This window comes from Brachybacterium phenoliresistens, from assembly GCF_000576425.1.
In the GTDB taxonomy this organism is placed as follows: Bacteria; Actinomycetota; Actinomycetes; order Actinomycetales; family Dermabacteraceae; genus Brachybacterium; species Brachybacterium phenoliresistens.
The window spans coordinates 178,225-190,353 of the sequence record NZ_KK069994.1; the positions used below are offsets into that span (position 1 = coordinate 178,225).

9 protein-coding genes are annotated in these 12,129 nt (G+C 73.9%); 7 read left to right on the forward strand and 2 right to left on the reverse strand.

Annotated elements, in window-relative coordinates; all coding sequences use genetic code 11:
• Positions 1-126: 126 nt before the first annotated feature.
• From BF93_RS10230 to BF93_RS10240, 3 genes are all read left to right on the forward strand, one after another.
• Positions 127-921: an SDR family oxidoreductase gene (locus tag BF93_RS10230; RefSeq protein WP_038372397.1), complete on the forward strand. Its 795-nt coding sequence runs from the start codon at positions 127-129 to the stop codon at positions 919-921.
• Positions 922-977: 56 nt separating this feature from the next.
• A complete protein-coding gene (locus BF93_RS10235; RefSeq protein WP_051486823.1) occupies positions 978-2,759 on the forward strand; it encodes an ABC transporter ATP-binding protein in 1,782 nt (593 codons plus the stop codon).
• A gap of 144 nt (positions 2,760-2,903) precedes the next feature.
• On the forward strand, positions 2,904-3,149 hold the full coding sequence (locus BF93_RS10240) for a hypothetical protein (protein WP_038372399.1): 246 nt from the start codon (positions 2,904-2,906) through the stop codon (positions 3,147-3,149).
• A gap of 71 nt (positions 3,150-3,220) precedes the next feature.
• On the opposite strand, the gene BF93_RS10245 is transcribed toward BF93_RS10240, so the two are convergent.
• Complete coding sequence (locus tag BF93_RS10245; protein ID WP_038372400.1) at positions 3,221-4,210, reverse strand: N-acetylmuramic acid 6-phosphate etherase; 990 nt, start codon at positions 4,208-4,210, stop codon at positions 3,221-3,223.
• An 82-nt stretch (positions 4,211-4,292) separates the two neighbouring features.
• Here BF93_RS10245 and BF93_RS10250 point away from each other — a divergent pair, with 82 nt between their 5' ends.
• Positions 4,293-5,309, forward strand: coding sequence for an N-acetylglucosamine kinase (locus tag BF93_RS10250; RefSeq protein WP_198025404.1), 1,017 nt, complete (start codon positions 4,293-4,295; stop codon positions 5,307-5,309).
• A 53-nt stretch (positions 5,310-5,362) separates the two neighbouring features.
• Here the strand turns inward: BF93_RS10250 and BF93_RS10255 are convergent, their stop codons facing one another.
• Positions 5,363-5,635, reverse strand: coding sequence for a 2Fe-2S iron-sulfur cluster-binding protein (locus BF93_RS10255; protein ID WP_038372403.1), 273 nt, complete (start codon positions 5,633-5,635; stop codon positions 5,363-5,365).
• Positions 5,636-5,904: 269 nt separating this feature from the next.
• On the opposite strand from BF93_RS10255, the gene BF93_RS10260 reads away from it, so the two are divergent.
• From BF93_RS10260 to ileS, 3 genes are all read left to right on the forward strand, one after another.
• The gene (locus BF93_RS10260; RefSeq protein WP_038372405.1) at positions 5,905-6,645 is read left to right on the forward strand and encodes a response regulator transcription factor; all 741 of its coding nucleotides are present in this window, start codon (positions 5,905-5,907) and stop codon (positions 6,643-6,645) included.
• Entirely contained in the window at positions 6,642-8,150 is a 1,509-nt protein-coding gene (locus BF93_RS10265) for a sensor histidine kinase (RefSeq protein ID WP_038372408.1), read from the forward strand. The genes BF93_RS10260 and BF93_RS10265 overlap by 4 nt, the downstream gene beginning before the upstream one ends.
• Before the next feature lie 288 nt (positions 8,151-8,438).
• A complete protein-coding gene (gene ileS, locus BF93_RS10270) occupies positions 8,439-11,735 on the forward strand; it encodes an isoleucine--tRNA ligase (RefSeq protein ID WP_038372409.1) in 3,297 nt (1,098 codons plus the stop codon).
• Positions 11,736-12,129 lie beyond the last annotated feature (394 nt).

Consider the following 12,129-nt stretch of genomic DNA (forward strand, 5'->3'; position numbering starts at 1 on the left):
CCGTCCGCGATGGTCCCGCACCGTCCGGGGTGGTGCCGCACCGACCGGGGTGGTGCCGCACCGTCCGGGGTGGTCCCGCACCGACCGGGCTCCCGCGCAGGCGGGTGCTCGCCGTATCCTCGCAGCATGACCGATGCGCCTGCTCAGACCCCCCGGACCCCCGCCCCCGCCCTCACCGCCGTGGGCACCGGAGCCTCCTCCGGCATCGGCCGCGCGACCGCGCAGCGCCTGGCCGCCGACGGCTGGCGGGTGCTCGCCGTCGCCCGCCGCGAGGAGCGCCTCGCCCGGCTCGCCGAGGAGAGCGGCGTCGAGGTCCAGGCCGTGGACGTGACCGACCCGTCCTCCGTGCAGGCGCTGGCCGAGCGGGTCCAGGAGCTGTTCGGCGGGCAGCTGAACGCCGTGGTGAACATCGCCGGCGGCGCCTTCGGCCTCGAGCCCGTCGGCGCCGCGGACCTCGACGCCTGGCAGCGCATGTACGACACCAACGTGCTGGGAACGGTGCGGGTGACCCAGGCCCTGCTGCCGGCCCTGCGGGCGAGCGGCCGCGGCAGCATCCTGGTGCTCTCCTCGACGGCCGCGCAGGTCGCCTACGAGAACGGCGGCGGCTACAACGCCGCCAAGGCCGGTCAGCACATGGTCGCCGGCGCCCTGCGCCTCGAGCTCGCCGGTGAGCCGATCCGCGTCATCGAGATCGCCCCCGGCATGGTCCGCACCGAGGAGTTCTCGCTGGTGCGCCTCGGAGACGCGGAGGCCGCCGAGCAGGTCTACGCCGGCGTCGAGAACCCGCTCACCGCCGAGGACTGCGCCGATGTGATCGCCTACTCCCTCAACGCCCCGCAGCACGTCAACCTCGACCTGGTGACGATCCGCCCCATCGCGCAGGCGGCCGCGCACAAGGTCGCCCGGGACGTCGGCCTGTGACCTTCGGCGGGCCGGGCGCTCCCGGCGGCGGGTTGGGTCGCCGCCTGGGCGAGGACATGCGCCTGGCCCCGGGCCAGAAGGCCGATGTGCGCCGGGTGCTCGGGCTGTTCGCCCCGTACCGGCCGGCCCTCCTGGTCGTCGCCCTGCTGATCGTGCTGGGGGCGGGGGCCGGGGTCGTCTCCCCGTTCCTCATCCGCGAGATCGTCGACGTCGCGCTGCCGCAGCAGCGACCGGACGTGCTGGCCTGGTGCGTGGCCGGGCTCGTCGCGGTGACCGTCGTCGGGGCGGCGCTGGGCGTGGTGCAGTCGATGCTGTCCGCTCGGGTCGGCCAGTCCGTCATGCACGACCTGCGGGTCGCGGTCTACGGTCACCTGCAGCGGATGGGACTGGGCTTCTTCACCCGGACCCGCACCGGCGAGGTGCAGTCGCGGATCTTCTCCGACATCGGCTCGATGCAGGCCGTGGTCACCACGGTGATGACGCAGATCGTCTCCGCCGGGGCGGGGATCCTCATGGCCTTCGTCGCCATGCTCGCCCTGGACTGGCGCCTGGCCCTGTTCTCCCTGGTGACGCTGCCGATCGCGGTGTGGATGAACCGCCGGGTGGGCCGGCGCCGCCGCGCCGTGGTGGTGCGCCGCCAGGCGAAGGCGGCGGACCTCTCCGCGGGGATCCAGGAGTCGCTCAGCGTCTCCGGCGTGCTGCTGGCCACGACCATGGGGCGCACCGCCGCGCTCACCGAGCGCTTCTCCGAGGACTCGCGCGAGCTCGCCGACCTCGAGATCTCCTCCGAGATGGCGGGCCGCTGGCACCAGGGGCTGTACGGAGTGCTGCTGGCGGTGATCCCCGCCCTGACCTACCTGCTCGGGGGCATGCTCCTGTTCGGCGGGGACGCCGGGGTGTCCATCGGCACCCTGGTCGCCTTCGTGGCCCTGCAGTCCGGGCTGTTCCCGCAGATGAACGGGCTGCTGCGGGTCGCCGCCCAGGTCAACGCCTCCCTCGCGCTGTTCACGCGGGTCTTCGAGTACCTCGATGCGCCGATCACGATCTCCGACGCCCCCGGCGCCCGGGCCCTGGAGATGCGGGCGGTGCGCGGCGAGCTGCGGCTGGAGGGCGTGAGCTTCACCTACCCCGGCGCGGATGCCCCGGCCCTGCAGGACATCGACCTGCACGTCGCCCCGGGATCGCACACGGCCCTGGTCGGCGCGACCGGATCCGGCAAGACGACCGCCGGCTACCTCCTGGCCCGGCTGTACGAGCCCAGCTCCGGGCGCATCACCCTGGACGGCCACGATCTGCGGGAGATCACCCGCGAGTCCCTCGCCGCCGCGATCGGCGTGGTCACCCAGGAGACGTACCTGCTGCACGCGAGCATCGCCGAGAACCTGCGCTTCGCCGCCCCCGACGCGAGCGACGCCGACCTCGAGCAGGCCTGCCGCATCGCGCAGATCCACGAGCACATCGCCTCCCTCCCCGAGGGCTACGCCACCGTGGTGGGGGAGCGCGGCTACCGCTTCAGCGGAGGGGAGAAGCAGCGCCTGGCCCTGGCCCGCACCATCCTGCGCGACCCGCCCGTGCTGCTGCTGGACGAGGCCACCAGCGCCCTGGACACCGCCACCGAGCGCGCCATGGGCAGCGCCCTGGAGGCGCTCAGCTGCGGCCGCACCACCCTCTCGATCGCCCACCGGCTCTCGACCGTGCGCCACGCCGACCAGATCGTCGTGCTCGGCCACGGCCGGATCCTCGAGCGCGGCACCTACGAGGAGCTGCTCGCCGCGGGCGGCGCCTTCGCCCGCCTCGCCGCGACCCCGGACGCGCTGCGACCTCACCCCCAGGGATGACCCCGGCGGCGCCGCCCCCTCCTTTCGTCGGAGGCGATCCGGTCTCCGAGGATGATCCCCTGCGCCCCGCGCTGCGAGAGGGTGGAGCCATCGAGAGCGCAGGCCCGCACCGCACGGGCGCGCATCAGGGAAGGAAGCGCCGAGATGACGGTCATGCCGCCGAGGACCCACCGCAGCACAGCTCGCCGATCCGCCCCTCGCCCCGACGCGTCCCGCAGCGGCGCCGGGCGCCCCGCCGTCTTCCTCACCCTCATGGCGCTCGCGGCGCTGATCGTGCTGTGGATCCTCATGACCGGTCCGACGATGTCGATCGCCGTGGCGCTCGGCGCCGTCGGCGCGGTGCTCGCGCTCGTGGCCACCGGCTGGGGCGTCGCCGGTCCCCATTCCTGACCGGCTCCGGCGCGGCCGGACGCTCAGCCGTGACGCCGCTCAGCCGTGACGTCGCTCAGCCGTGACGCCGCTCAGCCGTGACGCCGCAGGGCCTCGACCGCGGCGCGGATCCCCGCAGGATCGCCGGACCGCGCCGGATCGGGCAGGAAGCGCTCGGCGGCCGATCGCGCCGCCGGCACCTCGGCGTCCGCCAGCAGGGCCACCAGGGCGATGCGGACGCTCCCTCCGGCCTCCTCGAGGACACGGTGCGCCCGCTCCGGCTGCGCACCGCTGGCCTGCACCAGCATCCGCACGGTCCGGGCCACGAGCTTCTCGTTGCTGGGACGCACGTCGATCATGAGGTTGGAATAGGTCTTGCCCAGGCGCACCATCGTCGCCGTCGACAGCGCGTTGAGCAGGAGCTTCTGCGCGGTGCCGGCCTTCATCCGGGTCGATCCGGTCACCACCTCCGGGCCGACGTCCGCCAGCAGCGCATGATCGGCCAGGGACGCGAGCGGCGCCGCAGGGTTCGCGGAGATCAGCGCCGTCACCAGCCCCCGGGAGCGGGCCGCCTCGAGGGCCCCGCGCACGTACGGGGTGCGGCCCGAGGCGGCCACCCCGATCACCAGGTCACCGTCGCGCACCTGCTCGGCCACCACCTGCGCCCCGGCCTCGGCCGAGTCCTCCGCGCCCTCGACCGCGACGAGCATCGCGGCGTCCCCGCCGGCCAGATGCGCCCGGAACAGGTCCGAGCCCGCGTTGAACGTCGGCCCCAGCTCCGCCGCGTCCAGCACGGCGAGCCGGCCCGAGGTGCCCGCCCCGACGGAGTGCACGGTGCCGCCCGCGGCGATCGTGCCCACGCATGCCTCCACGAGCCCTGCCAGCGGCTGCGCCAGGGCCTGGACGGCGGTGACCACGGCCGCATCGGCGCCCAGGATCGTGCGCACCAGGCCCTCGGCTCCCAGGGTGTCGAGGTCGGCGGTGCCGGGATGACGCTGCTCGGTGGGGGAGTCCAGGGTCAGCAGCGCCTCCCAGGCGTCCTGCGGGGTCACGGGGCGGGGGTCGGCATCGGACGAGGTCATCGGGGATCCTCCTGCGGGGCGACGGGGCCGGTCGCGGCGGCGCGGACGGCCCCCACGGGATCCCGAAGCTAGCATGACCACCATGGCTGACCCCGACCCCGCGCCCTCCTCATCGGCCGTGCCCGGCCTCCAGGTGCTGGGAGCCGATGTCGGGGCGACCCGCGCCCGGGTGCGGATCCGCGCGCTCGGCCCGCACGGAGAGCTCGGCACGCTGCTGGCCTCGGCCGAGGGGCCCGGCTACAACCCCAACTCCTCGGGACCGGACGGCCCGGCGGGGCTCGTCGACGCGGTCCGCACGGCCCTGCTGGCGGCGCAGGCCGGCGCCCGCCTCCAGGCCCCGGTCCGCACGGTGGCCGTGCTCGGGATCGCGGGGGCCGCCGCGGCCCATCACGCGCAGGTCGAGGAGGTCGTGCGCGCGGCGCTCGCGCCCCTGGGCCTCCCGGCGCGGGACGTGAGCATCGTGGACGACATGCTGCCGGCCTTCGCCGCGGGCAGCGCGCACGGCGAGGGGCTGCTGCTGCTGGGCGGCACCGGATCGGCCGCGGTGCGCTTCTCGGGCTTCGCCCCCGTCCGGCGCTGCGACGGCATGGGCTGGCTGCTGGGCGACACCGGGTCCGCGGTCTGGATCGGCCGGGAGGTGCTGCAGGCCGCGGCGTGCGACCTCGACGGGCGCGGGCCGGCCACGGCCCTGACCGCCGACGTCCTCGCCGAGCTGGGCCTGCCGGTGCCGCGCCCGGGCGCCCCGCGTGACGGGTCCGGGGACGACGTGCGCCAGGGGCTGATCGCCGCGGTGCGTCCGCTCGCGCCCGCGCACTGGGGGAGGCTGGCGCCCATCGCGCAGCGGCATCCGCGGGACGGGATCGCCCGGGAGATCCTCGCGCGGGCCGCCGCCGAGCTCGTCGCGAAGGTCGACGCCGTCCGCGACGGAGCGGCGGAGATCGTGCTGGCGGGGTCGGTGCTCAGCGAGAACCCGGAGGTGTCCCGTCGGGTGCGCGCGGAGCTCGCCGACCGGCAGCTGGAGGTGCTGGAGGCGGGACCGCCCGTGGAGGGGGCGCTGCGTCTGGCCGCGCAGCGGGCGGCGGAGGCGCTCCGCAGCTGAGGCGACCAGCAGCTGAGGCGCCCGGCAGCTGAGGCGCTCGCCGCCGGGAAGGATCAGACGTCGATCTCGATCTCGCCGACGCCGCGGGAGACGCAGGTGATCATGTGCGTGTCCTTCTCCTCGTCCTCGAGGAACTCGTCGAGGTGCTCGACCTCGCCGGCGACCAGGGGGACGATGCAGGTGCCGCATACGCCGCCCTCGCAGGAGTAGTCCATCGAGACGCCCGCGTCCAGCAGCGCCTGCAGGAGGGACTGGCCCTCCTCGACCTCGACGGTGACCCCGGACTTGAGCGCCTTCGCGGTGAACGGCTCTCCGAACAGCGACATTGTGAACCCTTCATGGTCAGTGCAGTGGTGCCGCCGGCCTCCGACGACAGCACAGATGGTACGCCGCGCCCCTGCGACGGCGGCGTGCGAGGTGTCCGAATGTGACGTGCCCGCCGGGGATCTGTGGCTGCGCTGTGCGCGCGCCTGTGCCGTGCCTGTGCAGCGGCCCCGGGACCCGGCGCGGGCCGCCCGGGCGGTCTAGTCTCGGAGCATCTCCCGACCCCGCCGGGCGCGGCCTCCGCGCCGGGCCCCGGACCCCAGGACCCGTGATGACGCAGAACCCCGCCGCCGCCCTCGCCGCCCTCCCGCGGCTCTCCCGCGCCGACGGCACGCCGGTGCGCGTGCTCGTCGTCGAGGACGAGCCGACCATCGCCGATCTCCTGCGCTTCCCGCTGCAGATGATCGGCTGGGACGCGACGATCTGCGCCGACGGCCTCGAGGCCGTGAGGGCGGCCCGGGAGATCCGCCCCGACGTGCTCGTGCTGGACCGCATGCTGCCCGGCATCGACGGCGTGGAGGTGCTGCGCCGCATCCGGGCCTTCCTGCCGGAGGTCCCCTCGCTCCTGCTCACCGCCATGGACGCCCCGCAGGACCGGATCGGCGGGCTCGCCGCAGGGGCCGACGACTACGTCACCAAGCCCTTCGCGATGGAGGAGGTGCTGCTGCGCCTGCACCGCCTGGTCCAGCGCTCCGGGATCACCTCCCAGGCCGCGCACGAGCTGATCGTCGGCGACCTCGTGATGAACCTCGACACCCACGAGGTGACCCGCGGCGGGGACCCCGTCGCCCTGACCGCCACCCAGTACCAGCTGCTGCAGTACCTGATGGAGAACCCGCAGCGGGTCCTGTCCAAGGCGCAGATCCTCGACGCGGTCTGGAACTACGACTTCGGCGGCCAGGCCAACATCGTCGAGCTGTACATCTCCTATCTGCGCAAGCGGATCGACGCCGGGCGGGAGCCGATGATCCACACCGTGCGCGGCGCCGGCTACGTGCTCAAGCCGGCATGACCGCGGTCGATGCCCCGGCCGGGCCGGGAGACAGCGAGGATGCGCCGCAGCGGGCCCTGCGCCGCCGCGCGAGCCTGCGCACCGCCCTGGTGGCCGTGCTGCTGGCGGCGCTGGCCGCCGTGCTGCTCATCGTCGCCGTCACCACCCACGTGTCCCTGCGCTCGCAGCTCGACGCCCAGCTGGACGCCGAGCTCGCCCGGACCCTCGCGCGCGGCCCCGGGCCCCAGCCCTCCGGCGACCTGCTCGCGTTCCTCGACGCGCCGGGCCAGGGCGAGTACCTGCTCGGCGCCGTCCTCGAGGACGGCACCGCCGTGCGCGGGGCCTGGCGCGACGACGACGGCGACCTCGAGCCCCTGACCGCCCAGGACCTCGCCAGGATCAGCGCGGCCCTCGAGGAGGAGGACGGCACGCGGGACGTGAGCCTGAGCATCGGCCGCTATCGGATCACCGAGGAGGACCCCGTCGCGGGGAGGGGACCGGGAGGCGGGGGCGCGGCGGAGCTCGCGGTCGGGATCCGCACCGACAGCGCCGACCTCACCATCGCCCGGCTCGACCTGACCCTCGCCCTGGTCTCCCTCGCCGCCCTGCTGGTCACCGGGCTGGCAGGATCGGCGATCGTGCGGCGCACCCTGCGCCCCCTGGAGCAGGTCGCCTCCGTCGCCGCCCGGGTCGCGGACATGCCGCTCGAGCAGGGATCGGTGGCGCTCACCGAGCGGGTCGATCCCGAGCTCGCGCGGGCCGGCACCGAGGTGGGGGAGGTCGGCCGGGCGCTGAACGCCCTGCTCGAGAACGTGGACGGCGCCCTGGACGCCCGGCACCGGTCCGAGGAGCGGATGCGTCGGTTCATCGCCGACGCCTCCCACGAGCTGCGCACGCCGCTCACCGCGATCCGCGGCTACACCGAGCTGCTGCGCATGACCGAGCCGCTCGGCGACCGCGGCGCCGAGTCGCTGGAACGGATGGAGGCCCAGTCCGCCCGCATGACCGCGCTGGTCGAGGACCTGCTGCTGCTGGCCCGCCTGGACGACGGCGCCCCCCGCGAGCAGCAGCGCCTGGACCTGGCCGAGCTGCTCATGGAGGCCGCCATGGACGCCCGCGTCACGGCGCGGGAGCACACCTGGCGCCTGGACCTGCCCGACGAGCCCGTCGAGGTCCTCGGCGATCCCCGCCAGCTCGCGCAGGTCCTCGCGAACCTGCTCTCCAACGCCCGCAAGCACACCCCCGCCGGAACCACCGTGCAGGTCCGGCTGCGCCTCCACGGCCGCGAGGCCGTGCTCGAGGTCGCCGACGACGGCCCCGGCATCGACCCCTCCGTCCAGGGCGACGTCTTCGACCGCTTCACCCGCGCCGACCGCGCCCGCTCGGGCCGCGACGGCACCACCGGGCTCGGGCTGCCGATCGTCAGGGCGATCGTGGTCTCCCACGGCGGCGACATCGCCCTGGACTCCCGCCCCGGGAGCACCGTCTTCACCGTCCGCCTCCCGCTGGCGCCGCCTGCGGTGTGACGTGCGCCTGCCGGGTGGGCCATCGGCCGCGGGCGGGCTAGGATCGGGGGCATCGGCATCGACCCGGCCATCACCGGAGAGCCGCGGGAAGAACAGCGTCCCCGAGCGCCGGCCCATCGGCCCCACGCGGAGGCGCCCAGTAGAACCCGCCGGGACCAGCCCGTCACAGCTGAGGAACAAGGGGGCACCTGGCCCGCGGCCCGGCCGTGCGCGAGGCGTCAACCGAGGTGGTACCGCGCCGCAGGGCGTCCTCGGGACAGCACAGTCCACGCCGCCCCGGAGGTCCCCATGGTGTATCCGAAGAACGGATCCCCCCTCGTCCCCTCGCCGAACCTGCCTGCGCTCGAGAACCGCATCCAGGAGTTCTGGCGCACCGACGACACCTTCCGGGCCTCCATCGCGCAGCGCGCCGACGCCCCGGAGTTCGTGTTCTACGACGGCCCGCCCTTCGCCAACGGCCTGCCCCACTACGGCCATCTGCTGACCGGCTTCGTCAAGGACGTGGTGCCGCGCTTCCGCACGATGTGCGGGGACCGGGTCGAGCGCCGCTTCGGCTGGGACACCCACGGCCTGCCCGCCGAGCTCGAGGCCATGCGCGAGCTGGGCATGACCGAGAAGTCCGAGATCGAGGCCATGGGCGTGGAGCAGTTCAACGCCGCCGCCCGCGCCTCGGTGCTGAAGTACACCAAGGAGTGGGAGGAGTACGTCACCCGCCAGGCGCGCTGGGTCGACTTCGAGAACGACTACAAGACCCTCGACCCCACCTTCATGGAGTCGGTGCTGTGGGCCTTCAAGACCCTGCACGACAAGGGCCGCGCCTACGAGGGCTACTCCGTCATGCCGTACTGCTGGAAGGACGAGACCGTCCTGTCCACGCACGAGCTGCGCATGGACGACGACGTCTACCAGGACCGCCAGGACCCCTCGGTCGTGATCACCTTCCCCCTGACCGGCGACCGGGCGGAGCAGCTGGGCCTGGCCGGGGTGAAGGCCCTGGCCTGGACCACCACCCCGTGGACGCTGCCCACCAACTTCTCCCTGGCCGTGGGCCCGGAGATCACGTACGTGACCGTCCCCGCCGGGCCCCGGGGCGCGGCCGACGGCACCGCCGAGGGCGCCGGGACCTTCCTCCTGGCCGAGGACCTGCTGGGCGCCTTCGTTAAGGAGCTGGGCTACGAGGACCTCGAGGCCGTGCAGGCCGCCGTCGGCGAGCGCCGGTACGCCGGCGCCGAGCTCGAGCACATCACCTACGACGTGCTGTGGGACGTGTACTCCGCCGACCGCGAGAAGTGGGGCACCCAGAACGCCTGGATCATCACCGTGGCGGACTACGTCTCCACCTCCGACGGCACCGGGATCGTCCACCAGGCCACCGCCTACGGCGAGGAGGACCAGAAGGTCAACGCCGCCTACGGCATCCCCGTGATCGTCTCCGTCGACGACGGCGCGCAGTTCCTGGACCACTTCCGCGGCACCGCCCTGGACGAGATCGCCGGCCTGCAGGTCTTCGAGGCCAACCGGCCGATCATCCGCAACCTCCAGCGGATGCACCGGCTGTTCAAGGAGACCAGCTACGTCCACTCGTACCCGCACTGCTGGCGCTGCCGGAACCCGCTGATCTACAAGGCCGTCAGCTCCTGGTTCGTGAAGGTCGCCGACCAGCGCGAGCGCATGCTCGCGCTGAACGAGCAGATCGAGTGGGTGCCCGGCAACGTCAAGCACGGGCAGTTCGGGACCTGGCTGGAGGGCGCCCGCGACTGGGCGATCTCCCGCAACCGCTACTTCGGCACGCCCATCCCGGTGTGGAAGTCCGATGACCCGAACCACCCGCGCACCGACGTGTACGGCTCCCTCGAGGAGCTGGAGCGGGACTTCGGGCGGGTGCCCACCGACGAGCTGGGCGAGGTCAACCTGCACCGGCCCTACATCGACCACCTCACCCGGCCCAACCCCGACGACCCGACCGGGAAGTCCACCATGCGCCGCGTCACCGACGTGTTCGACGTGTGGTTCGACTCCGGGTCGATGCCCTTCGCGCAGGTCCACTACCCCTTCGAGAACGCCGACTGGTTCGAGACCCACAACCCGGCGGACTTCATCGTCGAGTACATCGGGCAGACCCGCGGCTGGTTCTACGTCATGCACGTGCTGTCCACGGCGCTGTTCGACCGGCCCGCGTTCTCGAGCGTGATCTGCCACGGCATCGTGCTGGGCGAGGACGGGCAGAAGATGTCCAAGTCCCTGCGCAACTACCCCGACGTGCGCGAGATGTTCGACGCCTACGGGGCCGATGCCATGCGCTGGTTCCTCATGTCCTCGCCGATCCTGCGCGGCGGGAACCTCGTGGTGGACGAGCCGCGCATCCGCGACGCCGTCCGCCAGACGGTGCTGCCGCTGTGGAGCGTGTGGTACTTCCTGGCGCTGTACGCCAACGCCGCGGGGGAGAAGGACGCCGCCGGCCGGCCCGCCGGCTACGAGGCCGCGCCCCGCCACGAGGCCGACGACGTCATGGACCGCTACCTCCTGGCCCGCACCGGAGATCTGGTGCGCACGGTGCAGGAGCGCATGACCGCGCTGTCCATCGCCGATGCCGCCGAGGCGATCCAGGACCACCTGGACATGCTCACCAACTGGTACGTGCGCCGCTCCCGCGACCGCTTCTGGGCCGGCGACGCCCAGGCGATCGACGTGCTGTGGACCTGCCTGGAGGCCCTCACCCGGGTGGCGGCCCCCCTGCTGCCGATGGTCACCGAGGACATCTGGCAGCAGATGACCGGCGGCCGCTCCGTCCACCTCACCGACTGGCCCGACGCCGATCTCTTCCCGCGCGACGAGGAGCTCGTCGCGCGGATGGACGAGGTGCGACGGGTGGCGAGCGTGGGCAACTCCCTGCGCAAGAAGGAGGGCCTGCGGGCCCGCCTGCCGCTGGCGGAGCTGACCGTGGTGCGCGCCGATCCCGAGCAGCTCGCGCCCTTCGCCGAGATCATCGCCGACGAGCTCAACGTGAAGTCCGTGCGCCTTTTGGACGTGGCCGGCGAGGAGGCCCGCGGCATGGGCGTCGAGCAGCGCCTGAGCGTGAACGCCCGCGCCGCCGGCCCGCGCCTGGGCAAGCAGGTGCAGCTGGCCATCAAGGGCGCGAAGTCCGGGGATTGGTCCCAGGCGGAGGACGGCACCGTCACCGCCGGCGGCCTCGCGCTGGTCGAGGGCGAGTACACCCTCGAGCTGGTCGCCGGCTCCGGGGCGGCCGCCGAGGGCCGGGCCATCGGCGTGCTGCGCGGCGGGGACTTCCTCGTGCTGGACACGCGGCTGACCCCGGAGCTCGAGTCCGAGGGCACCGCCCGTGACGTCGTCCGCGCGATCCAGCAGGCGCGTCGCGAGGCGGGCCTGGAGGTCTCCGATCGGATCGCCCTGACCGTCGCCGGGGACGAGGCCGTGGTCGCGGCCGTCGCCGCGCACCGCGATCTGGTCGCCGGGGAGGTCCTCGCCTCCTCGCTCGACGTCCCCGCGGAGCCCGCCGCCGGCGCGCACACCGCCGAGGAGAAGGTCGCCGGCGGCGCCGTCCGCCTCTCCGTCGCCCGCGCCTGACCCGCCCGGGCCCCGCCCCGGGGGCGTCGTTCCGGGGCGTCGTCCCAGGGCAGCGTCCCGGAGGCGTCGTCCCGGCGTCGAGCCCGGAGGCGTCGTCCCGGCGTCGAGCCCGGAGGCGTCGTCCCGGGCCCGCGCCCCGGATCGAGTGCCGGTCTACGAGCCATTTCCGACCCCGTTTTGGCTCGTAGACCGGCACTCGGCGCCGCATCCCGGGCGAGTGCCGGTCTGCCAGTCGAAACCGACCCGTTGTGGCTCGTAGTTCGGCACTCGGCGCCGCATCCCGGTCGAGTGCCGGTCTACGAGCCGAAACCGACCTCGGTGTGGCTCGAAGACCGGCACTCGATGTCGCGCCCGTCCTCGATCGGCGTCGTGTCCGGGCTCGTCCCGGCCGGAT

What these genes read in the sequence shown, in the direction of transcription:
- BF93_RS10230 (WP_038372397.1), top strand. Translation starts at nt 127, where the DNA reads ATGACCGATGCGCCTGCTCAGACCCCCCGGACCCCCGCCCCCGCCCTC.
- BF93_RS10235 (WP_051486823.1), top strand. Translation starts at nt 978, where the DNA reads ATGCGCCTGGCCCCGGGCCAGAAGGCCGATGTGCGCCGGGTGCTCGGG.
- BF93_RS10240 (WP_038372399.1), top strand. Translation starts at nt 2,904, where the DNA reads ATGACGGTCATGCCGCCGAGGACCCACCGCAGCACAGCTCGCCGATCC.
- BF93_RS10245 (WP_038372400.1), bottom strand. Translation starts at nt 4,210, where the DNA reads ATGACCTCGTCCGATGCCGACCCCCGCCCCGTGACCCCGCAGGACGCC.
- BF93_RS10250 (WP_198025404.1), top strand. Translation starts at nt 4,293, where the DNA reads ATGGCTGACCCCGACCCCGCGCCCTCCTCATCGGCCGTGCCCGGCCTC.
- BF93_RS10255 (WP_038372403.1), bottom strand. Translation starts at nt 5,635, where the DNA reads ATGTCGCTGTTCGGAGAGCCGTTCACCGCGAAGGCGCTCAAGTCCGGG.
- BF93_RS10260 (WP_038372405.1), top strand. Translation starts at nt 5,905, where the DNA reads ATGACGCAGAACCCCGCCGCCGCCCTCGCCGCCCTCCCGCGGCTCTCC.
- BF93_RS10265 (WP_038372408.1), top strand. Translation starts at nt 6,642, where the DNA reads ATGACCGCGGTCGATGCCCCGGCCGGGCCGGGAGACAGCGAGGATGCG.
- ileS (WP_038372409.1), top strand. Translation starts at nt 8,439, where the DNA reads ATGGTGTATCCGAAGAACGGATCCCCCCTCGTCCCCTCGCCGAACCTG.